Source organism: Gordonia hankookensis, from assembly GCF_014673215.1.
Classification (GTDB): Bacteria; Actinomycetota; Actinomycetes; order Mycobacteriales; family Mycobacteriaceae; genus Gordonia; species Gordonia hankookensis.
The window spans coordinates 292,512-318,063 of sequence record NZ_JACWMS010000001.1 but is presented as its reverse complement, the minus strand read 5'-3'; the positions used below and the strand labels follow the sequence as shown (position 1 = coordinate 318,063).

General features: G+C 66.7%; 23 protein-coding genes and 2 tRNA genes. 19 read left to right on the top strand and 6 right to left on the bottom strand.

From position 1 onward, the window contains the following. Genes IDF66_RS01450 through IDF66_RS01435 form a run of 4 tightly spaced genes read left to right on the top strand, consistent with a single transcriptional unit; the run spans position 1 to position 3,642 of the window. Positions 1-1,590: a YhgE/Pip domain-containing protein gene (locus tag IDF66_RS01450; protein ID WP_190265498.1), complete on the top strand. Its 1,590-nt coding sequence runs from the start codon at positions 1-3 to the stop codon at positions 1,588-1,590. 36 nt (positions 1,591-1,626) lie between these two features. Beyond that, entirely contained in the window at positions 1,627-2,385 is a 759-nt protein-coding gene (gene recO / locus IDF66_RS01445; protein WP_190265497.1) for a DNA repair protein RecO, read from the top strand. A 13-nt stretch (positions 2,386-2,398) separates the two neighbouring features. Continuing rightward, complete coding sequence (locus IDF66_RS01440; protein ID WP_190265496.1) at positions 2,399-3,232, top strand: isoprenyl transferase; 834 nt, start codon at positions 2,399-2,401, stop codon at positions 3,230-3,232. Then, positions 3,229-3,642 carry a hypothetical protein gene (locus IDF66_RS01435; protein WP_190265495.1) on the top strand — a complete coding sequence of 138 codons (414 nt, stop codon included), beginning with the start codon at positions 3,229-3,231 and terminating at the stop codon, positions 3,640-3,642. The genes IDF66_RS01440 and IDF66_RS01435 overlap by 4 nt, the downstream gene beginning before the upstream one ends. Positions 3,643-3,711: 69 nt before the next feature. Here the strand turns inward: IDF66_RS01435 and IDF66_RS01430 are convergent, their stop codons facing one another. Then, the gene (locus IDF66_RS01430) at positions 3,712-4,128 is read right to left on the bottom strand and encodes a Fur family transcriptional regulator (protein WP_164309161.1); all 417 of its coding nucleotides are present in this window, start codon (positions 4,126-4,128) and stop codon (positions 3,712-3,714) included. Continuing rightward, entirely contained in the window at positions 4,125-4,481 is a 357-nt protein-coding gene (locus IDF66_RS01425) for an ArsR/SmtB family transcription factor (RefSeq protein WP_321189490.1), read from the bottom strand. The genes IDF66_RS01430 and IDF66_RS01425 overlap by 4 nt, the downstream gene beginning before the upstream one ends. Before the next feature lie 212 nt (positions 4,482-4,693). On the opposite strand from IDF66_RS01425, the gene IDF66_RS01420 reads away from it, so the two are divergent. The 4 genes from IDF66_RS01420 (at position 4,694) to dnaG (ending at position 9,964) form a co-directional block, all read left to right on the top strand. Next, positions 4,694-6,082, top strand: a complete 1,389-nt coding sequence (locus tag IDF66_RS01420) for a glycine--tRNA ligase (RefSeq protein ID WP_164309163.1) — start codon at positions 4,694-4,696, stop codon at positions 6,080-6,082. A 145-nt stretch (positions 6,083-6,227) separates the two neighbouring features. Beyond that, on the top strand, positions 6,228-6,698 hold the full coding sequence (locus tag IDF66_RS01415) for a cold-shock protein (RefSeq protein ID WP_190266246.1): 471 nt from the start codon (positions 6,228-6,230) through the stop codon (positions 6,696-6,698). Continuing rightward, on the top strand, positions 6,691-8,001 hold the full coding sequence (locus IDF66_RS01410) for a deoxyguanosinetriphosphate triphosphohydrolase (RefSeq protein ID WP_164309164.1): 1,311 nt from the start codon (positions 6,691-6,693) through the stop codon (positions 7,999-8,001). The genes IDF66_RS01415 and IDF66_RS01410 overlap by 8 nt, the downstream gene beginning before the upstream one ends. Before the next feature lie 52 nt (positions 8,002-8,053). Next, positions 8,054-9,964, top strand: coding sequence for a DNA primase (dnaG, locus tag IDF66_RS01405; protein ID WP_190265494.1), 1,911 nt, complete (start codon positions 8,054-8,056; stop codon positions 9,962-9,964). A gap of 18 nt (positions 9,965-9,982) precedes the next feature. Here the strand turns inward: dnaG and IDF66_RS01400 are convergent, their stop codons facing one another. Together IDF66_RS01400 and IDF66_RS01395 are read right to left on the bottom strand one after the other, a co-directional pair. Continuing rightward, positions 9,983-11,371, bottom strand: a complete 1,389-nt coding sequence (locus IDF66_RS01400) for a cutinase family protein (protein WP_190265493.1) — start codon at positions 11,369-11,371, stop codon at positions 9,983-9,985. 657 nt (positions 11,372-12,028) lie between these two features. After that, positions 12,029-12,102 (bottom strand) — tRNA-Ile (locus IDF66_RS01395). Between the two features lie 141 nt (positions 12,103-12,243). On the opposite strand from IDF66_RS01395, the gene IDF66_RS01390 reads away from it, so the two are divergent. The 6 genes from IDF66_RS01390 (at position 12,244) to IDF66_RS01365 (ending at position 17,512) form a co-directional block, all read left to right on the top strand. Next, complete coding sequence (locus IDF66_RS01390) at positions 12,244-12,972, top strand: GntR family transcriptional regulator (RefSeq protein ID WP_388000578.1); 729 nt, start codon at positions 12,244-12,246, stop codon at positions 12,970-12,972. Between the two features lie 56 nt (positions 12,973-13,028). Next, a complete protein-coding gene (locus tag IDF66_RS01385; protein WP_190265492.1) occupies positions 13,029-14,471 on the top strand; it encodes an allophanate hydrolase in 1,443 nt (480 codons plus the stop codon). Further along, complete coding sequence (locus IDF66_RS01380; RefSeq protein ID WP_164309173.1) at positions 14,456-15,166, top strand: cysteine hydrolase family protein; 711 nt, start codon at positions 14,456-14,458, stop codon at positions 15,164-15,166. Before IDF66_RS01385 ends, IDF66_RS01380 begins: the two co-directional genes overlap by 16 nt. A 39-nt stretch (positions 15,167-15,205) precedes the next feature. Next, positions 15,206-16,801, top strand: a complete 1,596-nt coding sequence (locus IDF66_RS01375; protein WP_190265491.1) for a SulP family inorganic anion transporter — start codon at positions 15,206-15,208, stop codon at positions 16,799-16,801. A gap of 138 nt (positions 16,802-16,939) precedes the next feature. Next, positions 16,940-17,012, top strand: a tRNA-Asn gene (locus tag IDF66_RS01370). Between the two features lie 74 nt (positions 17,013-17,086). After that, positions 17,087-17,512: a pyridoxamine 5'-phosphate oxidase family protein gene (locus IDF66_RS01365; RefSeq protein WP_190265490.1), complete on the top strand. Its 426-nt coding sequence runs from the start codon at positions 17,087-17,089 to the stop codon at positions 17,510-17,512. A gap of 143 nt (positions 17,513-17,655) precedes the next feature. Here the strand turns inward: IDF66_RS01365 and IDF66_RS01360 are convergent, their stop codons facing one another. Continuing rightward, positions 17,656-18,384 carry a GntR family transcriptional regulator gene (locus tag IDF66_RS01360; protein ID WP_164309178.1) on the bottom strand — a complete coding sequence of 243 codons (729 nt, stop codon included), beginning with the start codon at positions 18,382-18,384 and terminating at the stop codon, positions 17,656-17,658. Positions 18,385-18,535: 151 nt separating this feature from the next. Between IDF66_RS01360 and IDF66_RS01355 the strand changes: the two genes are divergently transcribed. Then, positions 18,536-19,372: a hypothetical protein gene (locus IDF66_RS01355; RefSeq protein WP_190265489.1), complete on the top strand. Its 837-nt coding sequence runs from the start codon at positions 18,536-18,538 to the stop codon at positions 19,370-19,372. Here the strand turns inward: IDF66_RS01355 and IDF66_RS01350 are convergent. Further along, the gene (locus IDF66_RS01350; protein WP_190265488.1) at positions 19,346-20,623 is read right to left on the bottom strand and encodes a TetR/AcrR family transcriptional regulator; all 1,278 of its coding nucleotides are present in this window, start codon (positions 20,621-20,623) and stop codon (positions 19,346-19,348) included. The genes IDF66_RS01355 and IDF66_RS01350 overlap by 27 nt on opposite strands. 195 nt (positions 20,624-20,818) lie before the next feature. Between IDF66_RS01350 and IDF66_RS01345 the strand changes: the two genes are divergently transcribed. The 4 genes from IDF66_RS01345 (at position 20,819) to IDF66_RS01330 (ending at position 25,450) form a co-directional block, all read left to right on the top strand. Next, complete coding sequence (locus IDF66_RS01345) at positions 20,819-21,625, top strand: enoyl-CoA hydratase-related protein (RefSeq protein WP_317628544.1); 807 nt, start codon at positions 20,819-20,821, stop codon at positions 21,623-21,625. A 97-nt stretch (positions 21,626-21,722) separates the two neighbouring features. Then, entirely contained in the window at positions 21,723-23,327 is a 1,605-nt protein-coding gene (fadD5, locus tag IDF66_RS01340; protein WP_190265487.1) for a fatty-acid--CoA ligase FadD5, read from the top strand. A gap of 152 nt (positions 23,328-23,479) precedes the next feature. Beyond that, positions 23,480-24,610, top strand: coding sequence for an NDMA-dependent alcohol dehydrogenase (locus IDF66_RS01335; RefSeq protein ID WP_164309185.1), 1,131 nt, complete (start codon positions 23,480-23,482; stop codon positions 24,608-24,610). Between the two features lie 27 nt (positions 24,611-24,637). Further along, a complete protein-coding gene (locus IDF66_RS01330) occupies positions 24,638-25,450 on the top strand; it encodes a serine hydrolase domain-containing protein (protein WP_190265486.1) in 813 nt (270 codons plus the stop codon). Positions 25,451-25,552 lie beyond the last annotated feature (102 nt).

Sequence of the window (25,552 nt, the reverse complement as noted above, 5' to 3'; positions counted from 1 at the left end):
ATGGGGCGGCACGAAACAGGCGACGAGCCGGAGCGCAACGGGCTCGGCGGGCGGGAGTCTGCCGGATACTCTGGCGCGGAACACGCCGCCCCCGAACAGGATGCGGCGGCAGGCACCACGATCGCCGGTGTCCTGCGCTCACCGCGGTTCTGGCTGGCGCCGCTGTTGCTGGTCGTCGTCATCATGTCGTTCATGGCGGCGCTCTACATGGGGGCGGTCGCGGACCCGCAGCGCAACCTGCACGATTTCCCGATCGCCCTCGTCAACGAGGATCGTGGCGGCGACGTCGACAACCCGGATGGCGGCACCACGAAGCAGAACTTCGGTGACCAGGTCGCCGCGGGTGTGATCTCGACAGCGGCCAAGAGTGGGATCGCGGTGGAGAAGGTGGACCGGACCACCGCACTCAACCGACTGAACTCCGGCAAGGCCTACGGGGCGGTGGTGATCGGCCCCAACTTCACCAATCGCGCAGTGAGCCTCGGCCGGGCCGCGGTGCTCGAGGCCAAACCGGATCCGATGGCGATCGACGTGTTCATCAACCGCGGTTCCGGGACCTTCGCGTCGGCGGTCACCACCACCTTCGCCGACCGGATGTCGGAGCAGGTCAATGCCCAGGTCGGCGAACGCCTCGTGGCCACCGTCCGGCAGAGCCTGGTCAAGGCCGACGTGCCGTTCTCGGGGGCCGCCCAGCTGGCGTTGTCCAACCCGGTGGATGTGCGGATCGTCGAGCCGACCCCGTTGCCAGACGGATCCGGAAACGGGTTGTCCGCGTTCTATTTCACGTTGTTGCTCATCCTGGCGGGGTTCACCGGCGCGATGATGGTCAGCGTCGTGGTCGACGGCATCCTCGGACAGACGCCCATCGAGTACGGCCCCTTCTATCAGCTCAGGCAGCGGCTCGCGATCTCTCGCTGGGGAACGCTGGCGACCAAGTGGACCGTCATGGTGCTCGTCGCGGTGATCCAATCAGCACTGTTCATCGCGGTGTGCACGGCGGTCGGCACGTCGCTGCCGAATGCGTTCGCGCTGTGGCTGTTCTCGGTGCTGGTGATCACCGCGGTCGGGGTGTCGGCGAGTTCGATGATGGCGGTGTTCGGCAATCCCGGTCTCATCCTGAACCTGGTGTTCTTCGTGATCCTCGGTCTCCCGTCGTCAGGTGGCACGGTGCCGCTGGAGGCGAGTCCGCGGCTGTTCGCCTGGATCGCCGCGGTGGAACCGATGCACCTGGTCTATCTCGGGACTCGCGCCATCCTCTATTTCGACGCGGATCTCGACGCCGGACTGGGCCGGTCGATCATCCAGTGCGCTATCGGTCTGCTGGTGGGCGTGCTGCTCGGTCTGGGCGGCACCAAGCTCTACGACCGCAAGGGCTGGCACCGGTTCCCCGGCGGGATGACGTTGTCGCCGCGGCTGCGCAGGCTGGCCGACGGCGACGGGCCGGCCTCGATCACCACACCGTCCCCGGCACACGTCGCTGCGGTGAGTGGTCCGGGGTCACCTCGGCCTCCCGGGGCGTCCGGCCCGCCGGCCGCATCGGAGACACCAGATGTCACACAGGCACCAGCGGACCCGGGACGCATGTCGTAGTGGGGTGCTGTCGGTGCCCGGTGGAACAATGTGCCGGTGAGGTTCTATCGGGATGAGGCCGTGGTGCTTCGCCAGCACAAGCTGGGCGAGGCCGACCGCATCATCACGTTGCTCACCCAGGACCATGGTCTGGTACGTGCCGTGGCCAAAGGCGTCCGCCGGACCCGCTCGAAGTTCGGTGCCCGGCTCGAACCCTTCGCCCATGTCGACGTCCACCTCTACCCAGGTCGCAGCCTCGACGTCGTGACCCAGGTGCACACCCTTCATGCATTCGCCGACGCCATCGTGGCCGATTACGGCCGATACACCACGGCCTGCGCGGTGCTGGAGACCGCGGAGCGGTTGGCCGGTGAGGAACGTGCACCGGCCGCACAGTTGCACCGACTCACGGTCGGTGCCCTGGAAGCGCTCGCCGAACACCGCCGCGCCAACCAACTCATCCTCGATGCCTACCTGCTGCGCGCGATGCACTGCGCGGGGTGGATGCCGACGCTGGACGTGTGCGCCCGCTGTACGCAACCGGGCCCACATCGGGCATTCCATGTGGCAGCCGGTGGTGCGGTGTGCATCCACTGTCGGCCACCCGGATCGGCCACCCCGTCACCTGGGGTTCTCGACCTGATGGATGCCCTGTTCCGTGGCCAGTGGGAACACACCGCCGAGGCCACGTCGTCGATGCAGCGCCAGGCGAGCGGGCTGACCGCCGCCCACCTGCAGTGGCATCTCGAGCGTCAGTTGAGAACCCTGCCGCTCATCGAACGCGAAGCACCTCATAGGCTGGTGGACACCGCGTGAGAGGAGACGGTTGATGGCGTTACGACCCGGCTCGCGATCCGGGAAACGACAGGCCGCACCGGAATCACGAGCAGATCGCACCCCCGTACGCCCACCCGACCCGCACCCGAGCGGCGCGCGCCCACCACGGATTCAGCCCGAACTGATACCGCGGCACGTTGCCCTGGTGATGGATGGCAACGGTCGGTGGGCGCAAGATCGAGGGCTGCCCCGCACCGAAGGTCACAAGCAGGGTGAAGCGGTCTTGATGGACACCGTCTGCGGATGTATCGAACTCGGCGTGACCTGGCTGTCCGCCTACGCGTTCTCGACGGAGAACTGGTCGCGCAGTCCAGAAGAAGTCCGATTCCTGATGGGCTTCAACCGTGACGTGATCCGCCGTCGGCGTGACGAGATGCACGAGATGGGCGTTCGGGTGCGCTGGGCGGGCCGCCGACCGCGCTTGTGGCGCAGTGTGATCCGCGAGCTCGAGGTGGCCGAGGAGATGACGAAGGACAACACCGTGATGACCCTCACGATGTGCGTCAATTACGGCGGTCGAGCCGAGATCGCGGACGCGGCAAAGGAAATCGCCCGTCGTGCCGCGGCGGGTGAGATCGATCCGGATCGGATCACCGAAGCGTCCTTCGCCCGCTATCTCGACGAGCCGGACATGCCCGACGTCGACCTCTTCCTGCGCCCATCCGGCGAACAGCGGATCTCGAACTTCTTGCTGTGGCAGTCCGCGTACGCCGAGATGGTGTATCAGAAGAAGCTCTTTCCCGACTTCGACCGACGCGACCTGTGGGCGGCATGTCTCGAATACGCATCGCGCGACCGACGATTCGGCGGAGTGATGCCGACATGACCGGTGCGGCATCGGGGACCCAAGGCCTTCTGACCCGGGTCGCCCGCCTCGTCGGTGAGCTCGGAGACGTCGGAGACGAAGACGCGGATTCGGTGATCGTGCAGGTGGGTACGACCCGCGCGTCGTTGCGGGTCCTGACCTTGGCCGACGGACTCGACGTGCTCACCGTGACACAACTGGTCGCGGTGAACCTGCCGAACACATCCGCACTACGAGACGACGTGGAGGCGGCTGACGCCCACCTGAGTTTCGGTGCACTGCGCCGATCCGATCCGGAGGGCGTCACCACCGACGTACTGCAGTACTACACGTTCCCGGCCGGGACCCTCGACGACGTCCCGCTGCTGACGGTGCTGCACATCGTGTTGTCGGCGGGTGCCGATACCGCTCGCCGCCTCTCGGGTGCCTAGGTCTTTCGAGACGCTCGCGAGCTCGCTCCCCCGGGTGTGGTGTCGGCGAGCACGCGTTCCCGCGGTCCGTCAGTTCTGCACGCGGCAGTCGGCGCAGTAGCCGAAGACCTCGACGGTGTGATTGATGTCGGTGAAACCGTGCCGCGCGGCCACACTCGCCGCCCACTTCTCGACAGGCTCGGCCTGTACCTCCACCGTCGTGCCGCAGCGACGGCACACGAGGTGGTGATGATGTCCGGACGAACAATGGCGATACCGCGTCTCGCCCGAGCCGTCCCACAGCATGTCGATCTGCCCTGATTGACTCAACGCCTGCAGATTTCGGTACACGGTGGTGAGCCCGATCGATTCTCCCCGCGCCTTGAGCTGATCGTGCAGTTCCTGCGCGGAGACGAAGTCGTCCCCGGCGGCGAGCGCGTCGGCGATCGCGGCACGCTGCCTGGTCGACCGGACGCCGGTCACCGGGCGGTCCGGGCCCGCCGTCATTCGGCCACCGTGCCGTCGGAGACCTCCATCGCATGCGCGAGCGCATCGGTCACGATGTGGGCGAGGTGATGATCGACGAGTTCGTAGACGATCTCCCGACCGGTCCGGTGGCCACGCACCACGCCGGCATCCTTGAGAACTCGAAGATGCTGGCTCACCAGGGGCTGACTGACCTCCAGGGCGCCGACGATCTCGTGGACACACTGCGGACGCTCGCGCAGGAGCATGACGATGGCGATGCGGGTCGGCGATGCCAGCGCGCGCAGAAGGTCGCCTGCGGCCGCACACTCCACCGCGCCGACGACACCGCGGTCGGCGGTGGTGGCTGCGCAATCTCGTTCCTGGGAGTCCATTGCCTCCATACTAAAGGAAGTCGTTTTCATTTGGGGTGGGCAGAGCCGACGCAGGGTGGAGCGGCTGTGACGCGTGCACGCGTGATCGGAGAAGGGTGACGATTCCGACGACCGGCACCTCTGTGGCTACCCTGTAAGGGCTGCCGTTCTGTGTTCCGACGGAATGGCCGCGTCACCGTATCGAACCCCTAGTCGTTGGAGATCAGTTAACCGTGGCCGCCCAGTCCAACCGCGTCGAAGCCGTCGTCAATCTCGCCAAGCGTCGTGGCCTGGTGTTCCCGAGCGGCGAGATCTACGGCGGAACCCGCTCCGCGTGGGATTACGGCCCGCTCGGTGTCGAGGTCAAGGAGAACATCAAGAGGCAGTGGTGGCGCGGCATGGTCACCAGCCGCGACGACATCGTCGGGCTCGACTCGGCGGTCATCCTGCCGCGGCGCGTGTGGGAGGCGTCCGGTCACGTGGAGGTGTTCACCGACCCGCTCGTGGAGTCGCTCTACACCCACAAGCGTTATCGTGCCGATCACCTTCTGGAGGCCTACGAGGTCAAGCACGGTCGGCCGCCGGCCAACGGCCTCGCCGACATCAACGACCCGGACACCGGTCAGCCCGGCAAGTGGACCGAGCCCAAGGCGTTCAGCGGTCTGATGAAGACCTATCTCGGCCCCGTCGACGACGAGGAGGGTCTGCACTACCTGCGCCCCGAGACCGCACAGGGCATCTTCGTCAACTTCAAGAACGTGATGACCACCGCGCGCAAGAAGCCCCCGTTCGGTATCGCCCAGATCGGCAAGAGCTTCCGCAACGAGATCACCCCCGGCAACTTCATCTTCCGCACGCGCGAGTTCGAACAGATGGAGATGGAGTACTTCGTCAAGCCCGGCGAGGACGAGGAATGGCACCAGTACTGGATCGACCAGCGCTTCGACTGGTACGTCGACCTGGGCATCGATCCGGAGAACCTGCGCCTCTTCGAGCACCCGAAGGACAAGCTCTCGCACTACTCCAAGCGCACCGTCGACGTCGAGTACAAGTTCGGCTTCTCCGGGAATCCGTGGGGTGAGCTCGAGGGTGTCGCGAACCGTACCGATTTCGACCTGTCGACCCACAGCAAGCACTCGGGCGAGGACCTGTCGTTCTTCGACCAGGCCTCCGGCGAGCGCTTCACTCCGTACGTCATCGAGCCCGCTGCCGGTCTCACCCGCTCGCTGATGGCGTTCCTGTGCGACGCGTACACCGAGGAGGAGGTGCCGAACGCCAAGGGCGGCACCGATACCCGCACGGTGTTGCGCCTCGATCGACGGCTCGCGCCGGTCAAGGTGGCGGTTCTGCCGCTGTCCCGCAACGAGAAGCTGTCGCCGAAGGCCAAGGATCTGGCCGCGGAGCTGCGCAAGCACTGGAACGTCGAGTTCGACGATGCGCAGGGCATCGGCAAGCGATACCGCAGGCAGGATGAGATCGGCACCCCGTTCTGCGTGACCGTGGACTTCGACACCCTCGACGATCAGGCGGTCACCGTGCGCGAGCGCGACACCATGAGCCAGGAGCGCGTCGCGCTCGACAAGGTCGTGGAGTTCCTGGGCGGCAAGCTGCTCGGGGCGTGACCCTTCGGTGCGGCCTGCCGACCAGCGGTCGAGGTCATCGTCGCCACGTGCGACCTGCATAGTTCTGTCATAGTTGAGTGTGGAGTTGTCGCACGCCCGGGCATGGGGTCCGGAGCTGTGTGCGGCGAGGAGAGTGAGTGCAGCAGTGACCGTCAACGGCAAAGTCGTTCATTACGATGCGAATCGGGGCTTCGGATTTCTCGCGCCGGACGCGGGCGGTGCCGACGTCTTCCTGCACATAAACGACATCGACATCGACGAGAACGCCCTGAAGCCGGGCGCGAAGGTCGCCTTCGACATCGAGGAGACCGACCGCGGCACCAAGGCGGTCAACGTCGCGGTGACCGAGTCGGCGCCGGCCGACGACGCCCCGGCGGGCCGGCCGCACCGTCGCGACAGCCACGATCACGGTCGTCCGCATGGCGGTGACCGAGACCGGGACCGTGACCGTTCACGCAAGCCGCGAGGCGGCGGTTCGCTCGACGCGGCATCGTTCACCGAAGAGGTCACCGAGCTGCTGCTCGACTCGTCCGACGACCTGACCGCGGCTCAGATCGTGGCGATCCGCCAGCGCATCACCGAATTCGCGGTGGCCCGGGGATGGGTGCTTGACTAGCGCACCGCCGACCGGCCGTTCGGCCGCGATACCGCCGACGGCGGACTACGGCGACGAGGCCGTCGAACGGATCGTGCCGGAGGCGCCGAAGGTCGCGAGCCTGCCCGGAACCCGAACCGACCATCGCAGCGACTTCGCTCGTGACCGGGCCCGGGTGTTGCATTCGGCCGCCCTGCGTCGACTGGCAGACAAGACTCAGGTCGTCGGGCCGCGTGAGGGCGACACCCCCAGGACCCGCCTGACCCACTCGCTCGAGGTGGGCCAGATCGGGCGGGGTATCGCGATCGGGCTCGGCTGCGAACCCGATCTCGTCGAGCTCGCGGGTCTCGCCCACGACATCGGTCACCCGCCCTACGGGCACAACGGTGAGCGGGCTCTCGACGAGGTCGCTGCGGCGATCGGCGGGTTCGAGGGCAACGCCCAGAATCTCCGGATTCTCACGCGTCTGGAGCCGAAGCTCCTCGACGAGAGCGGCCGCAGTGCCGGACTGAACCTGACCAGGGCATCGCTCGACGCCACGCTCAAATACCCCTGGACCCGCAGCGCGCCGGGGACGAAGTTCGGTGCCTACGACGACGACGCAGACGCCCTGGACTGGATTCGGCTCGACGCCCCGGCCGGCCGTCAGTGCATCGAGGCCCAGGTGATGGACTGGTCCGACGACGTCGCCTACTCCGTGCACGACCTGGAGGACGGTGTGATCGCCAACCGCATCGACCTGCGCACCCTCGGCGACGCGTCCGATCAGCGGGCACTCGCCGACATCGGGGTGAAGGAGTTCGCGGGACTCGAGGCCGGTGCCCTCATCGACGCAGCGCAACGCCTGTCGCAGATGGAGATCGTCGGCCGGGCCGGGGTCTACGACGGCAGCCTGCACAGCGCCGTCGCTCTCAAACGGCTGACCAGTGAGCTCATCGGCCGGTTCGCGTCGGCGGCGATCACCGGGACGCGGGCGGCGGTTGGTGGTCGCTCGGTGGCCCGTTACGACGCCGACCTCACGGTCTCACCCCTGGTGGCCGCCGAAGTGGCGATCCTCAAGACCCTGGCGTTGCGGTTCATCTTCTCCAACAGCCGTCACAAGGCCCATCAGCAGCGACAGCGCGAGCGCATCCACCGGGTGGCCGGCTGGCTGACCGCGGCCGCTCCCGGCGGACTGGACCCGATCTTCGTGCCGTCCTGGCATGAGGCCGTCGACGATGATGCCCGCCTGCGCGTCATCGTCGATCAGATCGCCTCGATGACAGAGGGGCGCCTGGAGCGCACCGACCGACAGAACTCGGGCGCACAGGCGCATCTGGGCTGAGGCCGCACGTGTGGCTGCCGGTTCCCGGGGTGCAGTCACTACACTGGTCCGCGTGCCAGGCCGAATCCCCGATCGTGACATCACGGCGATCCGTGAGCAGACGCGTATCGAGGAGATCGTCGGCGACTATGTGGCGTTGCGCCGCGCGGGGGCCGACAGCCTCAAGGGTCTCTGCCCGTTCCACGACGAGAAGACGCCGTCGTTTCACGTGCGTCCCAACCACGGACACTTCCACTGCTTCGGCTGTGGTGAGGGTGGGGACGTCTACAGCTTTCTGCAGAAGCAGGAACACGTCAGTTTCGTCGAGGCCGTGCAGCAGCTCGCCGACCGGATCGGATATCAGATCCACTTCGAGGGCGGCGGCACCACCGTGGTCCGGGATCGCGGTACGCGCGCGCGACTCGTCGCGGCCAACGCGGCGGCCCAGCGGTTCTACGCGGAGCAATTGCAGACCCCGGAGGCGCAGAAGGCCCGCGACTACCTGACCGAACGGGATTTCGACGCCGCCACCGCGACCGCCTTCGGGTGCGGCTACGCGCCGGCCGGCTGGGACACGATGACCAAAACCCTTCTGTCCCAGGGTTTCGAGTTCTCCGAGCTGGAAGCCGCAGGGTTGGCCAAGCAGGGTCGCAAGGGGCCGATCGACCGGTTCCATCGGCGCCTGCTGTGGCCGATCCGCAACCTCGGCGGCGACATCATCGGCTTCGGCGCCCGCAAGTTGTTCGACGACGACAATCTCGGCAAGTACATGAACACGCCGGAGACCATGCTGTACAAGAAGTCTCAGGTGCTCTTCGGTCTCGACCACGCGAAGAAGAACATCGCCAAGGGACATCAGGTGGTCATCGTCGAGGGCTACACCGACGTGATGGCGATGCATCTGTCCGGCGTGACGACCGCGGTCGCCTCGTGTGGAACGGCCTTCGGCGAGGACCACCTTGCGCTCCTGCGTCGGCTAATGATGGACGACTCGTACTTCCGTGGCGAGGTCATCTACACCTTCGATGGTGACGAAGCCGGGAAGGCCGCTGCCCTCAAGGCTTTCGAGGGCGAGCAGAGTATCGCAGGCCAGACGTTCGTGGCGGTGGCCCCGGACGGGATGGATCCGTGCGAACTCCGCCAGCGGAGCGGCGACCCGGCGGTCCGGGACCTGATCGCCCGGCGGGTCCCGATGTTCGAGTTCGCGATCAAGGCGTTGCTGTCCGACCACGACCTCGACACCGCCGAGGGGCGGGTGCACGCGCTGCGCGACGCCGTGCCGGTGGTCGCACGCATCAAGGACATCGCGTTGCGGGACGAGTACGCCAGGCAACTGGCGGGCTGGGTCGGGTGGGAAGACGTCGGCCAGGTGTTGTCCCGGGTGCGGGAGGAGGGCGCGCGACATGGCCGCGCAGCCGGCCGCAGCGACCGGGTGACCTCGATGCGACGTCAGCGCCCGGAGGCCGCCTCGGCACCACTGACACCGCGCCCGCTGCCCACCGATCCGCGACTGTGGCCGCAGCGCGAGGCGCTCAAGGCCGCGCTGCAGTATCCGGCGATCGCAGGCACCGTGTTCGATTCGCTGCCGGTCCAGTGTTTCACCGAGCCGGCCTACGCCATGATCCGGACCGCGATGACCTCACTCGGCGGCGCCGCCTCCGGCATGGGCGGAGCCGAGTGGGTCGACGCGGTGCACAACTCGATCGACGACCTCCTCGTGGGACCACTCGTCACCGAACTCGCAGTCGAGGCGATGCCGGTGAGCGAGAACAACATCCCGCGCTACATCTCGAGCGTGATGGCCCGCCTGCAGGAGGTCTGGGTCGGCGCCCAGATCGCCGATATCAAGTCCAGACTGCGGCGAATGGCGCCGGGCGAGGACCCGGACGGGTACAACGCCGTCTTCGGTGACCTCGTGGCGTTGGAGGCCTACCGGCGCAGCCTGCTCGAACAGGCCGTCGATCCCACGGTCGACGTGGGCTGAGCGGTAGGTGTCCGTGGCTCACGATGCCCGGGCGATGCTGTCCGAGAGCCACTTCCCGAACCAGTCGATCGCGTCACGCCCCTCGGCGTCGACGACGAGGGTCCCATAGTGCACGTGGCTGTCGGACGCGTAGAACGAGCCGGCGCTGACTGCGTCCGTGACCACCGTCGCCGGGTCGGTGATCGCGCGTGTCGCGACGATCTCGGTGACCGCGGTCGCCATGCTCCGCAGATCCGGTGAGACGGCCGTCACCTCAGTGCCGGTGCGCGGGTGGACCGTGACGATGCTGCTGGAGAGTACGGCGAGTTCGCGGGCGACCTGTCGGACATCAGATGGTGTCGTGGTGGTGGTCGGCAGCGTCTTCGCGCCGGTGCGGGCGGCCACCGCCCCCACCCCCGACCAGGTGAGCTCCTGGATTCTGCCCACCAGATCGGCGGTCCGCTGGAAGTCGACATGTGCGAGGGCGGCGGCGAGCAGGGAGGCCGCCTTGGTCAGTCCGGTCTCGTCCGGGATCAACGCCAACGTCGTGGAGACCTCGGTGAAGTCGACCATCGAGGCCAGGGTCACGAGTGGCCGTAGGCGATTGTTGAGGGTCCCGGAGACCACGTGGGCCGACCGGAGGTCGCCGGCCGCGACCTCGCGCGGGAGCCGGGTCAACCCGTCGATGATGCCCGGGATGTCGACGGAGGCGAGGACGGTCGTCGCGGTGGCTGCCTTCTTCACCGCGGCCTCCGCGTCGGCCGGCGTCTTGCCGAGCACCGTACCGAGCTGGCCGAGCAGCGGGTTCTGCGACTTGTCGATCGAGCAGTAGAGGTCGTCGGGGGCGCAGATGGCCGAAACCCGCCCCATCAGGCTGCCCATGCCCGCCGGGCGTGGATCGGCGATCCCGATCCCGTCCTCCCGCGGACCGACAACGGTCTCGCCCGCGGTGCCTGCACGTGGGTCCGCCAACAAAGCGACGGCGAGTACGGCGTCGGCTGCGATGGGACCGAGCTCATTGCCGATCGCGGAGGCGAGGTCGCCCGCCGCGTCCGCGCCCTGGCTGTAGCCGGTGATCGTGAACCTGGCGTCGGGATGCTGTGACGCGTAATCCCGCAACACCGTGCCGGCGTTCTCCAGTGCGGTCGCCTTGCTGGTGCCGTAGCTCTCTCCGTTGTCGAAGGCCCGTGCGACATACGGCAGGAAATAGATGACCGCGGAGTCGCCATGGTCGTGACGAAGGCGGTCGGCGATCGGTTTCAGTGCCCCGATGGGCTTCGACGGATCCGCCGATTCACTGGTCTCCCACGTGCCCGGGATGAACAGGTTGAACGTTGCGCCGGACGCGGTGGGGGAGGTGTCGGCGACGGCGGTCGCCGCAGGCGCCAGCGCGAGAGCCACGGTCACCCCGACCGTACCGATCGTCATGGCGACGGAATGATCCAGAATCCGGCCACGAACGGACGGCCGCCGGACAGGTGGGGATGGGGCGAGCTCACCGGAGCGCGGAGACGACAATCGGTCTCGGTTCGAGGAAGGGGTACATGACATCGGGGGCTCCGCCGGGGCTGTGGGGAACTGATGCTCTGTGAGTGGCAATGAACAGGCGCTGCGTCGAAATCACGTCGAGATGATGTCGAAACGATACCGCGATGTGCCCCGCCTGAGGTGAGAATTCATCTCATCGGCCGAGTAGCGGTCCCGTTGTGCCGGAGGCCAAGTCGAACGAATCAATCTGTCGGGACTCAATGGGGGTTGTATTTCACTGCAGTGCAGCAGCATTCGTGGTGCCAGTGGTGGCAGGTGAGACGCGTGTGCATGGTGAGCAGGTCGCCCCGGGGCGACCGAGCGATCGCTAACCCGTCGTCGCACATTCTGTTAGCGCCGCGAACCATGTTCCATTGCAACGATATTCGATGCCGGTTTGTCGAACTGCCCGCCGTTGCCGCCGCAGGGTAACGCTGAATCCCTTAGTGCGACGAACTATATTCTCCCGCACTGATTTTCCATGCTCCGCCGGCAGCGGCGTCGGACAGGTGGCATGAGCCCGAGGTCGGACGGTGGCGGCCGGTCGAACCGGGGGAGTGGGGCGGGTGGGGCTCGAACCCACGACCAGCGGATTATGAGTCCGCGGCTCTAACCGACTGAGCTACCGCCCCGGGGCAACGGCGTACCCGCCGGTGCACATTACCGCACACCGCAGACGGCATCCGGCGTCGCCATCCGTGCGGGCCGTCGCGGCGGTTCGCGGCGCGGCGCCGTTAGACTGCGAGAGATCAGAAGACGGCGAGACATCAGACATGATCGACAGGGGCGAGGAGCGGATGGCCGGGGCCGATGGGGCGAATGGGGACAGCTCCCTGCCGGAAAGCCTCGTGGACGTCGCCGGGCACCGCATCCGGGGTGCCATCTTGTCCGGCAGTCTGAAGCCGGGGCAGAAGATCGTCGAAGAGAACCTGTGTGCCGACCTGGGGATCAGTCGTGCCCCGGTGCGCGAGGCACTGCGGTTGCTCGCCCAGCAGGGTCTTGTCGAGCATCAGCCGCGCCGGGGCACCAGGGTGACGGAGTGGTCGCCGCGTGACATCGTCCAGTTGTTCGGCCTGCGTCAGCTGCTCGAGAGCTTCGCGGTGGAGTCGGCGCTCCCGCTTCTCGATCCCGATGTCCAGCTGGCGCCGGTCCGGGCTGCGGTCGAGGAGATGAAACAGGCCTCCGACGAGCTCGCCAAGGATGATGCGCACCGCCGGTTCCACGCCGCGGTCGTGGGCCTGGCGGGAAATCGGCAGCTCGACATCGCATTGGAACCGATCCTGCTCAAGCTCCAATTGCCGATGGCGGTGAATCTGCGTATGGAGGCCGCCGACCATCACGGACCCGATGACGGCGTCAAACGCCATCTCGCCATCCTCGATGCGCTGGAGAGGAATGATCCGGCGGCGGCGGTGTCGGCCCTGCACGACCACGGGCACCTGCAGTACCTCGATCTGACGGGTGGCCCGGACGAAGCCACCGGGGTGGCGGAGACCCGCTAACACAACCGACACACAGGCGATCCGCAGGCGCCATAATTCTGTCGACAATCGACGGTATGACAGAAGCATCCCGGTCCGAATCCGGCCCTTCCCTCGGTCCATCGGTCGCCGAGATCCTCGAGAGTCACGTCGGTGGAAGTGGCTCTCCGACGCGAACCGCACGATCGGTCGCAGACGCCATCGACGCCCGGGCCGACGACGGGACGTGGTTGTCCACGGTGCCGCGAGCCGAGTTGTTGTCGGCGGCCGCGGAGCTGGAACGGCGGCCGGGAGCACGGGGACTGCCGCTGTACGGGGTGCCCTTCGGCGTCAAGGACAGCATCGATGTGGCCGGGGTGAGCACCACCCTGTCGTGTCCCGACTACGCCTATGTCGCCGATCGCACCGCCCCGGTGGTCCAGCGGCTGCTCGACGCCGGAGCGCTGTACGTCGGCAAGACCAACCTGGACCAGTTCGCCACCGGACTCAACGGGACCCGGACCCCGTACACCATCCCGCGCAGCGTCTACGGCGGCGAGATGATCTCGGGTGGTTCGAGTTCCGGATCGGCGGTGGCAGTGGCGCTCGGGCAGGTGCCCTTCGCCGTTGCGACCGACACCGCTGGTTCCGGGCGGGTGCCGGCCGCGCTCAACGGAGTAGTCGGATACAAGCCGTCCCGTGGCCTGATCAGCACGGTGGGTCTCGTCCCGGCGTGTAAGTCGTTGGACTGCATCACGCTGATGGCGGGCTGCATCGGCGACGTCGACCGGGTGATGTCGGTGGTGACCGGGCGCGACGACGCCGACCCGTGGTCGCGTTCACCGGGCGCGTCGTTCACCGGGGATGTGATCCGGGTGGGTCTGCCTCCCGTCGCGGAGCTCGAGTTCTTCGGTGACGACTCCATGCGGGCCGCTCACCTCGCGTTCCGCGCCCGGCTCGCGCACGGCGGATTCCCGTTCGACATCGAGATCGTCGAGGTGTCGCCGGCGCCGTTCCTGGCCGCCGGTGAGCTGCTCTACGCGGGTCCCTGGGTGGCCGAACGGCTCGTCGTGTTCGGCGAGTTCCTCGCCGGCCACCCCGACGCCATACATCCGGTCGTACGTGACATCTTGCGCAGTGGCCTGCGGTACTCCGCGGTGGACGCGTTCGCGGCGTTGCAGGAACTGCAGGAACTGCGGTCGGAGGTCGGTCGGCTGTGGGGCTCGATGGATGTGCTGATCGTGCCCACGATCGGGCGCACCTTCACCGTCGACGAGGTGCTGGACCAGCCCATCGACTGCAACACGATGCTCGGTCACTACACCCATTTCGGGAATCTGCTCGACCTGCTCGGAGTCGCGGTGCCGCAGGGCCATACCGACGACGGCCGCCCGCACAGCGCGATGGTGCTCGGCAACGCGTTGTCCGACGACGTGGTGCTGCAGTTCGCGGCAGCCCTGCTCGATGAGCCGCGTGACCGTGCGCCCGTCATCTCCATGATCACCGACACCGAGAGGATCTCGACATGGCCGACACCGTGACCACCATTGCCGCACAACCGGAGCCGATCGCGATCGACCTCGCCAGGACCGCACTCGTCATCATCGACATGCAGCGAGACTTCCTGCTGCCCGGCGGGTTCGGTGAGACGCTCGGCAACGACGTCGCCCAGTTGCAGCGCGTCGTCGGCCCGTTGGCAGACCTGCTGGCCGCGGCACGTGCCGCCGACCTCATGGTGATCCACACCCGTGAGGGGCATCTACCCGATCTGTCCGACTGTCCGCCCGCCAAACTGAACCGGGGTGCACCCTCGAAGCGCATCGGTGACCCCGGTGCCTTCGGGCGCATCCTCATCCGCGGCGAGTACGGCCACGACATCATCGACGAATTGGCGCCGATGGCAGGCGAAGTGGTGATCGACAAGCCGGGCAAGGGTGCGTTCTACGCCACCGAACTGGCCGCAGTCCTGGCCGAACGCGGCATCACCCAATTGCTCGTGACCGGTGTGACCACCGAGGTCTGCGTGCACACCACCACCCGCGAAGCCAATGATCGCGGCTTCGAGTGTGTGGTCGTGTCCGACTGTGTCGGATCGTATTTCCCGGAATTCCAGCGTGTGGGTCTGGAGATGATCGCCGCGCAGGGCGGCATCTTCGGCTGGACCGCCGCGAGCGGCGAACTGATCGCCGCGCTCACCGACCACTCGGCAACGGCGCCGTCGTCCGCAGCATCGTGATCGCTGCAATCTCCTGTTGCCGAAAGGAATTCGAAGCCGATGAGTACCACCACCGAACCCGCACCACCCGCTGATCCGCCCTCCGCCCCATCCGTCACGGTGCCATGGTGGACGCGTGGCGACACCAACGCCTTCTTCGGGCTGGGGTTCAACATCCTGGTGAACGTCCTCACCTTGACCGGCCTGATGATCGGGGTGGTCAAGCTGTCACCGGGAGATGTCCTGGGCACGGTGCTGCCCGCACTCGGCGTCGCCCTCATCCTCGGCAACGTGTACTACACCTTCCTGGCGCGACGGCTCGCACGCCGCGAGGGTCGCGACGATGTGACCGCCCTCCCGTACGGTCCGAGCGTGCCGCACATGTTCATCGTGGTGTTCGTCGTGATGCTGCCGGTGTATCTCGCCACCGACGATGCGATGCAGGCGTGGGAAGCAGGCCTGGCCTGGGCCTTCATGATCGGCGTGATCGTGATGATCGGAGCCTTCGTCGGGCCGTACGTACGTAAGATCACCCCGCGCGCGGCCATGCTGGGGACACTGGCAGGTATCTCCATCACCTTCATCGCGATGCGACCCGCGGCGCAGATGTGGGAAGCGGCCTGGATCGGACTCCCGGTGCTTGCCATCATCCTGATCGGCTTCTTCACCGATGTGCGCCTGCCCGGCAACATCCCGGTGGGTCTCGCCGCCCTGCTGGTCGGTACCGCCATCGGTTGGATCGGTGGGTTCATGTCCGTACCCGATCTCACCCAGGCGGTGTCGGACATCGCGGTCGGCATCCCGGACCAGCGGTTCGACATGCTCTTCTCGGGACTGAGCGATCTCGCCCCGCTCCTCGGCACGGCCATCCCGCTCGGCGTGTACAACTTCACCGAGGCGATGAGCAACGTGGAGAGTGCGGCCGCGGCAGGAGACAACTACAACCTGCGCAGCGTCCTGTTGGCCGACGGTGCCGGCGCCTGCATCGGAGCGGCCTTCGGTTCGCCCTTCCCGCCCGCGGTGTACATCGGGCATCCCGGCTGGAAAGACGCAGGCGGCCGCTCGAGCTATTCGCTCGCGAGCGGCGTGGCGATCGGAGTCCTCTGCTTCGTCGGACTGTTCGGGGTGCTCGAGGCCTTGCTGCCGGTGCCGGCGATCGTGCCGATCCTGCTCTACATCGGACTACTCATCGGTGCGCAGGCCTTCCAGGCCGTACCGCGCATCCACGCGGTCGCGGTGGTGGCGGCCATCCTGCCGAACCTCGCCCAATGGGGATCCGGGATGATCGACAACGCGCTGAGCGCGGCGGGTACCACAGCGTCACAGGTCGGCGACGACGCGCTCAACAACGCCGGCGTCGTCTACGAGGGACTGCGGACCCTCGGTGAGGGTGCCGTCCTGGTGGGGTTGGTGCTCGGCGCGATCGTCACGTTCATCGTGGACAAGAAATTCCACATCGCCGCGATCGCCTGTGGTGTCGGTGCGGTCTTGTCGTTCATCGGCCTCATCCATGCGCCCGAGGTGAGTTGGGCTGCCAATCCGGAAGTGGCACTCGGCTATCTGTTGTTCGGCATCGTCTGCATCGCCTACTGGTTCCTCCCGGGTGCCCGCACGCCGGTCACCGTCGACGAGGCGGACGTGGTCGCCGGCCACTGAGCAACGTGCGGATCCGCCCAGGGGGTGTGGCGGTCCATGCCCGAACGAGGCATCGACCGCCGCACCGCCGGTACTGATGCAGGCGTTTTGTTGTCGGGAGTGTCCATGCGCTAAAGTCAGCACTCGGTTCGAGCACAATCCCCCATAGCTCAATTGGCAGAGCATTCGACTGTTAATCGAACGGTTACTGGTTCGAGTCCAGTTGGGGGAGCAACAGAACGCCCGTCACCTGCAGCGATGCCGGAGGCGGGCGTTCTTGTCGTTGCCGCGGCTTACTGTGGCGCCATGGCACTCACCCGATCAGAACGAGAACTGTTCCTGGCCGAGCCCCATATCGCCGCCCTGGCCGCCGAGGCGGGTCCCGACCGTGCACCTCTCGTGGTCCCCATCTGGTACCAGTACGCGCCCGGGGGATCTGTCTGGTTCCTCACCGGGACGTCATCGCGCAAGCTTGCACTCATCCGGGAAGCCGGGCGTTGCAGCCTCATGGTGGAGACACTGGAACCGACGATCCGGTACGTGTCGGTCTCGGGAGACATCGAGAGCTACACGGACGGGACGCGCGAGCAACTCACCGAGATGGCGGCGCGTTATCTGCCTGCCGAGAAGGTCGCGGGGTACGTCGACTTCGCGTGGGAGAACCATGGTGCTCAGACCAAGGTGGTGTTGCGCGCCCAACGATGGGTGTCGTCTGATCTCGGCCGCCTGTGAACGTCGAGGTCCCGAAATGTATCAGCGCCGCCCAGGGCGGAGCTGGTCGTCGGGGGTGACCAGCCCCGCCCTGGGCGGCGCCACGAATCCACCCTACCCGACCCGGAGCGGTGCATGGCGGTGGGCTGGTGTGGCCGGCGAGTCTACTGCTGGTCGTCCCAGATGCCGGTCGTCTCCAGATGCCGGGTGAGCCTGGTTGCGCCGTCGGTGAATTGGCGGCGTGTCTGCTCGACGATCTGGTCGCGATCGCCGACGCGGTAGGCCTCGATGAGTTTCGCGTGTGAATCGACGGCCACCTTGCCCCACTCGGGATCGGTGGCGTACAGCTGTGACGGCGTGTAGCGGGTCGCGCTCAGGAGGAACCAGGCGAGCTTTCCGCCTGCGGCCACCAGGTTGTGCGCCCGGTGGAACTGGAACTCGGCGATCGCCACCTGCTCGCCGTCGCCGAGTTCCAGTGCATCGCGGAGCTGTTGGTTGTGACGCTCCAGGTCGGTGATCTGTTCCGTCGTGATCGCGTCGGCGGTACGCAGTGCGAGCTTGACGGCGATTTCACCCTGCAGCCAGAAGAGATCGTCGACGTCGGTTCGGCTGAGTTCGGCGACGATGTAGCCGCGGTGCGGCGCGAGGTTCACCATGCCCTCACCGCGCAGCGTCAGCAGGGCTTCGCGGACCGGGGTCACACTCACGCCGAGACGTTCCGCGGTCTCGTCCATCCGCACGTAATCGCCGGGGCGGATGGCGGCGGTCATGATCTGTTCCCGAAGGTGGGTGGCCACCTCTTCGGACAGCTGCGGCCGACGTCGCAGGCGTTGCGCGGGCGCGGAACGCTCGGCGCCCGCAGGGCTTTGCGAGGATGTCGCGCTGGGTCTCATTCGTGCCACCGTAGCCGGTCGATGGGACCGCGCCGAGTAGCCATCCTCGGAGCCGAACCCGGTTTCTCAGTTCTGTGTCGACCCTCAAGGTAGCGCACATATATCTGATAGGCGTCACCGGAGCGCCGAATCGAGTCGCTACATTGGTCGCATGCCCAAGTCCCAGCGGCCGACCGCGGCCGAGAGCGACGCCGACGCGGTGCTCGACCGACCTCGTGACGACGCCCGCGATCCGGGCGAGGTGACCCCCCTCGACGGCGACGACTTCCTGGCTGTCAACCGCACCAACCGGGAACGCCTTCGGGAGCAGGCCCGGCAGAAGGCCGAGCGTGAGTCGCGGCGGCGGGGTCGGCAGACTGCGGACGACTCGAGCGCGAACGGCTCGCCGAATGGGACACCGGACGAGGGAGACGGTTCCGCAGGGGCAGCTGCCGGTCGGACGCCCGGCCGCGTGACGGCACCACCTCGGGGCGTGTCCCGGCGATCACGCATGCTGATCATCGCCTTGTCGGTGCTGGTCGTCGTGCTGGCCGTGACCACGGCCTACTTCGCGTATGCGGCGCACCAGGCCGACCGACGTGCAGATGCGAGCGGGCCATCGGAGGTTGCTCGTCAGGACGCAATGGAATCGGCGCAGCGTTATGCCGCAGCAGTGGCCACCTACGACCCGGCGAACTACGGGGACCTCGACCGGCGGATTCACGACATCGCGACGCCAGAGTTCGCCAAGTCGTACATCACCTCGTCCCAAGATGCCCGTCGCGGCAATGCCGCCGCCCGGGGGACTTCCCGCGCGGATTCCAAAGAGGCAGGGCTGCAATCTATTTCGAACGGCAAGGCCGTGGTTCTGGTGACCCTGGACCAGACGGTGACCTCGCCGCAGGTGAGTGCGGAAGTGCCCGAAGGGATCCCGTACCAGTCCAGGGTCAAGGTGACCTTGGAACGGCGGGATGGTCGCTGGCTACTCGCCGATCTCGACACCGTCTGACCCGCCGGCCGAATCCGCGCCCGCTGAATCTGCGCCAGCTGAATCCGCACTGCCGAGCAGCAGTCGGAGTCCGAGTGCGGAGATCCGCTCGGGCGTCGGCCTGCGACTCAGGCGAGTCAGATCGATGGTGACGTTGAGCGCGGCCTGGACGAGGAAACGGGCCGCGACGGCGGTGAGCTCGGGCCTCTCCCGGGTGAGCCACGCAGCCCATTCTTCGACGTTGATGCGTTGTTGATTGCGCAGTTCGGTCCGCTGGGCTGGTGCCACGTTGCCGATCTCGGACACATACACCGACAACATCGCGGTGTTGGTGCAGCACAGATCGACGTAGCGGGTCACGAGGGCGACGATGGCCTCCCTCGGTGTACTCGACGACGACAGCGCGTCGGCGATCAAGGCGGTGACGCGATCGGATGTGCGCCAGAACGCGGCTTGCAGGATCGCCGCCTTGCTCTCGAAATGCCGGTAGACCCCGGACGACGGCAGGTCGGCCGCGCGTGCGATGTCGTCGATGGTCACCTCGCGAAAGCTCTGTGCCGCGAAGAGTTTCATCGCCTCGGTGAGGAGTACCTCGCGTTTGGACGTCGGCGACAGCCCGGTCGGCGGAGGGTCGGTGTCGGCTTCGGGCCGGGTGGGCAGATCGGCATCGCTCAGCGACATGGCCGCCCCGGTGATCAGATCGCTGATCTGGCGCGCAGGCAACGCCGCGCGGTGGGTCGCCGGGCTGGCGACGACACTCGTCATCGCCGCGGTGATCAGATCGGCGGACTCGGCGTCGTGGTGAGGCCGCGCCCGGCGAAGTGCGGCACGGATCCGTCGATGCTGGGCGATGACGATGTCCCGCACATATCGCGCATCGTCGGTGTGGAGGTAATCGGCCTCCCAGTGGTAGAGACCGCCGGTGCGGCGGTTGTCGATCGATGCACCGGTGAGCGCCGCCAGCAGCCCACGCAGCTCGATCTCGGGATGGTCCGGGTCGTGCGGGATCGACCCGGTGGCGTCGGCGAGCGCGTCTGCGAGGTTGCGCGCGGTCTCCGAGAACAGCGCGTATTTGTTCGGGAAATGCCGATAGAGCGCCGGTGCGGAGACCCCGGCGGCGTCGGCGATGTCGTCGAGACGGACCGCGTGGTAGCCGTTCGCGCTGAAGGCCTTGGCCGCCGACCGCAGGATGACGTCGCGTCGGTCGGCCGGTCGGCGACGGCGCACGCGGTCGGTGTGCGGTGTCGCCGGTGGCGTCGGCTGGGCGGTCATGTCGTGCGAGCATAGTCGGAGTCGACGTTCACCATCTCGGTTTGGACTCTGAAGCGAGAAATGCCAGCAAAACGGCACCTTTCGCATCGATAAGTTAACGAGTATTCTCGTGATCTGGATCGCACCGTGGTAGTAGTGTGGTCGACGTCCGACCCGAGGGGTCGGTATCAGGAAACGAGTGAGGGGCGAGGCAGCGTGAGCGACAATGCGGCCGGTGCGGACGAGGTCCGGGTCAGTGTGGATGACCGAGGGGTGGCCCGGATCGAGATCGACCGGCCGCATCGGATGAATGCGCTGAACGGGGCGGCGAGTCGCACCATCATCGATGCATTCGACGACTGGTCGACGCGTGGGGATGTTCGTGTCGTGGTGATCGAGGGCGTCGGTGGGAGTTTCAGTACCGGTGCCGACGTCATCGACATCGCCGACGCGGCCGGGGGGCCGGGTGGTGGTCTCGACGCGACGCAGGCCCGTGGCGTCATCTCGTCCGGATCGGATCTCGCGCGTGCGGTTCGCAGTGTCGGGGTGCCCGTCGTCGCCGTCGTGGACGGTCCGGCCGCCGGGATCGGAGCCTCGCTGGCACTGGCCGCCGACCTGATCTACGCGACCGAGCGCTCCTACTTCCTGCTGGCCTTCATCAACATCGGTCTGATGCCCGACGGCGGGGCCTCCATGTCGGTGACGGCGGCGGTGGGTCGCGCCAGGGCCAACGCGATGGCCCTTCTCGGTGAGAAGCTCCCCGCCGCAGAGGCATTCGACGCCGGTCTGATCACGAAGGTCGTCGCCGACCGGACGGCGCTCGACGCATCGGTCGGCGCGGCGGTGGCAAAGCTGGCGACGTCGTCGGCGAGCGCACTGCGACTGACCAAGGCGGCGCTCGACGCCCACTCGATGGCCGATTTCGACAAGGCGCTCGACCGCGAGCTCGAGGGGCAGACGACTCTGCTGCAATCTGCCGAGTTCCAGGCGGCAATGGCCGCTTTCGCCGGCGCCAAGCGCTGATCGGCGGCCTTTGGCGGAGTGTGCCGGACCACACTTCGACCGATCACACCCGACCCGAAACCGTGACCGTCACAGCGTCACAGGACAGGAGACACCCATGACCGCCGCGATCGATCCCGGCAGTGATCTGACCACCGAGCCGTTGCGGTCACGCCGCAACCACTGGAACAACCAGGTGCGCCGGCACGCCTTCATGACGCCCGACCGGCCCGCCCTCAAGTTCCAGGGCACGGTCACCACGTGGGCCGAGCTCGACGAGCGGGCGCGCGGGTTCGCCGCGGCGCTCAGCCGGCGAGGAGTGCAATTCGGGGACCGCATCCTCATCCTCATGCTGAACCGCACCGAGTACGTCGAGGCGGTGCTCGGCGCCAACCTGATCGGTGCGATCCCCGTGCCGGTCAACATCCGGATGAGTCCCGCGGAGATCGGGTTCCTGGTGACCGACAGCGGATCGAAGCTCATCGTCACCGAGTCGATGCTGGCGCCGTTGGCGGATGCGGTCAGCGCCTCGACCGGTGCCATCGAGTCGATCATCGTCGCGGGCGGTACCGAGGTCGATGCCCATCTCGATTTCGAGGCGCTGGTGGCCGAGGATTCATCCGATCTGCCGGAGATCGACGTACCGGAAGATACCGTCTCGCTCATCATGTACACGTCCGGCACCACGGGAAAGCCCAAGGGTGCCATGCTGACCCACACCAATCTGCAGGCGCAGGCGGTGACCTGTCTGCAGGCGTTGCAGACTTCGCGGGACGACATCGGGGCCTGCGTCGCACCGATGTTCCACATCGCGGGTCTCGGTGCCATGACGCCGCTGATCTACATGGGCGCGTTGTCGGTGATCCATCCGCTCGGTGCGTTCGATCCGAACGACATGCTCGACACCCTGGAGCGTGAGGGCACGACCTCGATCTTCCTGGTGCCGGCCCAGTGGCAGGCGGTGTGCGCTGCGCAGCAGGCCAAACCGCGGGATCTCAAGCTGCGAGTGATCAGCTGGGGTGCGGCACCGGCGTCGGACACCGTCTTGAACGCGATGAACGAGACCTTCCCGGACGCCGTCAACGTCGCGGTCTTCGGTCAGACCGAGATGTCTCCGATCACCTGCGTGCTCGAGGGCCGGGATGCCCTGCGGAAGATCGGGTCGATCGGGAAGGTCGTTCCGGCGGTGACCGCTCGGGTCGTCGACCCGGAGATGCGCGATGTCGCCCGCGGGGAGGTGGGGGAGATCGTCTACCGCGGCCCGAACATGATGAAGGGCTATTGGCAGAACCCGCAGGGGACGGCTGATGCGTTCCACGGCGGGTGGTTCCACTCGGGTGACCTCGTGCGCGAGGACGAGGAGGGTTTCCTCTACGTGGTGGATCGCGCCAAGGACATGATCATCTCCGGTGGCGAGAACATCTACTGCGCCGAGGTGGAGAACGCCCTGTTCGGTCACCCGAAGGTCGCCGAGGCCGCCGTCATCGGTCGTGCCGACCAGAAATGGGGAGAGGTGCCGGTCGCCGTCGTGGTCCTCGCCGAGGGCATCGACGACCTCACCCTCGCCGAGCTCGAGCCGTATCTCAACGAGAATCTTGCGCGGTTCAAGCATCCGAAGGAGATCGTGATCGTCGACGTCCTGCCCCGAAATGCGGGCGGCAAGGTGGTCAAGCCGACTTTGCGTGCGTCGTACGGGAGCAAGGACGCCGGCCTGGCCCACTGATCCGAGCCGCTGCCGGGTCACGTCACGAGAATCGCGACTAGAACACGTTTCATTTTTGGTCGTGAGTGACTAGGGTCTCTCATAGGTTGTCTTGCGTCTGTCGGGGGGATCGATCCGTCGGATGACGCGTGTCTACAAGTGGAGGAAGTGAAGTGAAGACCAAGGGTGCGCTGCTGCGCGAACTCAACAAGCCGTGGGAGATCGAAGAGATCGAGATCGGCGATCCGCAGCGCAGCGAGATCAAGATCAGGATGGAAGCGGCCGGAATGTGCCATTCCGACCACCACCTGATGACCGGCGGAATCCCGATGGCGGGATTCCCGATCCTCGGTGGACACGAAGGCGCCGGAGTCGTGGCCGAAGTGGGAGAGGGGGTCACCGACTTCGAGGTCGGCGACCATGTGGTCCTGTCGTTCATCCCGTCGTGTGGCAAGTGCCCGTCGTGCAAGGCCGGTCTCGCCAACCTGTGCGACTTCGGGGCGATGCTCTTGCAGGGTGAAGCCGTGTCGGACAACACCTTCCGCATTCACACCGCGAAGGGCGAGAACGTCTATCCGATGACGCTGCTCGGCACCTTCTCGCCGTACATGGTCGTCCACGAGGCGTCGGCGGTGAAGATCGACAAGGACATCCCGTTCGAGGTCGCCGCCCTGTGTGGCTGCGGTATCCCGACCGGGTACGGGTCGTCCACCCGCAGCGGCCACGTCCGCCCGGGTGAAGACGTGGCGATCGTCGGCGTCGGCGGGGTCGGCACGGCCGCGCTGCAGGGTGCCGTGATCTCCGGTGCGCGCAACGTGATCGCCATCGATCCGGTGGAGTGGAAGCGTGAGCAGGCGATGAAGTTCGGCGCCACGCACACCTTCGCGTCGGTCGAAGAGGCTGCGATGAGCATCGCGGAGCTCACCCACGGGCACATGTGCCACAAGGTGATCGTCACCGTGGGGGAGGTGCACGGCAAAGACGTCGACACCTGGATGGGCATCACCGCCAAGGCCGGCACCTGTGTGCTGACCGGCATGGGCAACATGATGGAGTCCGAGGTGACCCTCAACCTCGCGATGCTGACACTGCTGCAGAAGAACCTGCAGGGCTCGATCTTCGGCGGCGCCAACCCGAAGCTCGACATCCCGCAGCTGCTCTCGATGTACCGCATGGGCAAGCTCAACATCGACGACATGATCACCCGTCAGTACCGCCTCGACCAGATCAACGAGGGATACCAGGACATGCTCGAGGGCCGGAACATCCGCGGCGTGATCCGGTACACCGACGAGGATCACTGAGTACCACGAACGGTAATGTCGTGCGGTGTGTCGCCACTTGATGCATTAGCCGGCTGGCCGGTCGACCACGTGTCGGCCGCCGTTGTCACCGCGAACGGGGTCGTCGAGCAATTCGGCGACCCCGATCGTGTCTTCGAGCTCGCCTCGGTCACGAAACTCCTTGTGGCCGAGGCGGTTCTCGTTGCGGTGGAAGAAGGCGCCGTCGAGCTCGACGACGCCGCCGGTCCGCCGGGGGCCACCGTCGCGCACCTGCTCGCTCACGCGTCGGGACTCGCCTTCGACAGCCGCGAGGTCGCGGCGCCGGTGGCGACTCAACGCATCTACTCGAGTTCGGGTTTCGAGGTGCTCGCCGAGACGGTCGAGCGTGCGACCGACATCGCTTTCGCCGATTACCTCGACGAGGCGGTCTGTGAACCCCTCGGCCTGTCGTCGACCGAGTTGGCGGGGCCTGCCGGTCACGGGGCCCGTTCGACGACCGCCGATCTGGGGCGCTTTGCCACCGAACTCCTGTCGGCGACCATGCTGTCGCCGGACCTGGCAGCTCGCGCGTCATCGGTGCAGTTCCCCGGTCTCGACGGCTTCGTCCCCGGATACGGCAAACACCGCCCCAACGATTGGGGGTTGGGATTCGAGATCCGGGCCGAGAAGAAACCGCACTGGACGGGGACGCAGAACTCACCGCGAACCTTCGGCCATTTCGGCCAGAGCGGCACGTTCCTCTGGGTGGATCCGGTTCTGACCACGGCATGCGTCGTGCTCACCGACCGCGCATTCGGAGCGTGGTCCAAGCCGCTGTGGACGGACTTCAACGACGCGGTCGTCGCCGAGTGGTCACGGTGATCGGGAAACCTGAGAAAGCACTCCAGAAACTGGCGCAACACGGGCAACTTGAGGCACAATTAACCACACAAGTGTGATATCTGGTTTCCGAGGTGTGTTGGG

Bases quoted from the DNA above. Each gene is read 5' to 3' on its own strand.
- IDF66_RS01450 (WP_190265498.1), top strand. From the start codon at position 1: ATGGGGCGGCACGAAACAGGCGACGAGCCGGAGCGCAACGGGCTCGGC.
- IDF66_RS01440 (WP_190265496.1), top strand. From the start codon at position 2,399: ATGGCGTTACGACCCGGCTCGCGATCCGGGAAACGACAGGCCGCACCG.
- IDF66_RS01435 (WP_190265495.1), top strand. From the start codon at position 3,229: ATGACCGGTGCGGCATCGGGGACCCAAGGCCTTCTGACCCGGGTCGCC.
- IDF66_RS01430 (WP_164309161.1), bottom strand. From the start codon at position 4,128: ATGACGGCGGGCCCGGACCGCCCGGTGACCGGCGTCCGGTCGACCAGG.
- IDF66_RS01425 (WP_321189490.1), bottom strand. From the start codon at position 4,481: ATGGACTCCCAGGAACGAGATTGCGCAGCCACCACCGCCGACCGCGGT.
- IDF66_RS01400 (WP_190265493.1), bottom strand. From the start codon at position 11,371: ATGACGATCGGTACGGTCGGGGTGACCGTGGCTCTCGCGCTGGCGCCT.
- IDF66_RS01390 (WP_388000578.1), top strand. From the start codon at position 12,244: ATGATCGACAGGGGCGAGGAGCGGATGGCCGGGGCCGATGGGGCGAAT.
- IDF66_RS01385 (WP_190265492.1), top strand. From the start codon at position 13,029: ATGACAGAAGCATCCCGGTCCGAATCCGGCCCTTCCCTCGGTCCATCG.
- IDF66_RS01380 (WP_164309173.1), top strand. From the start codon at position 14,456: ATGGCCGACACCGTGACCACCATTGCCGCACAACCGGAGCCGATCGCG.
- IDF66_RS01375 (WP_190265491.1), top strand. From the start codon at position 15,206: ATGAGTACCACCACCGAACCCGCACCACCCGCTGATCCGCCCTCCGCC.
- IDF66_RS01365 (WP_190265490.1), top strand. From the start codon at position 17,087: ATGGCACTCACCCGATCAGAACGAGAACTGTTCCTGGCCGAGCCCCAT.
- IDF66_RS01360 (WP_164309178.1), bottom strand. From the start codon at position 18,384: ATGAGACCCAGCGCGACATCCTCGCAAAGCCCTGCGGGCGCCGAGCGT.
- IDF66_RS01355 (WP_190265489.1), top strand. From the start codon at position 18,536: ATGCCCAAGTCCCAGCGGCCGACCGCGGCCGAGAGCGACGCCGACGCG.
- IDF66_RS01350 (WP_190265488.1), bottom strand. From the start codon at position 20,623: ATGACCGCCCAGCCGACGCCACCGGCGACACCGCACACCGACCGCGTG.
- fadD5 (WP_190265487.1), top strand. From the start codon at position 21,723: ATGACCGCCGCGATCGATCCCGGCAGTGATCTGACCACCGAGCCGTTG.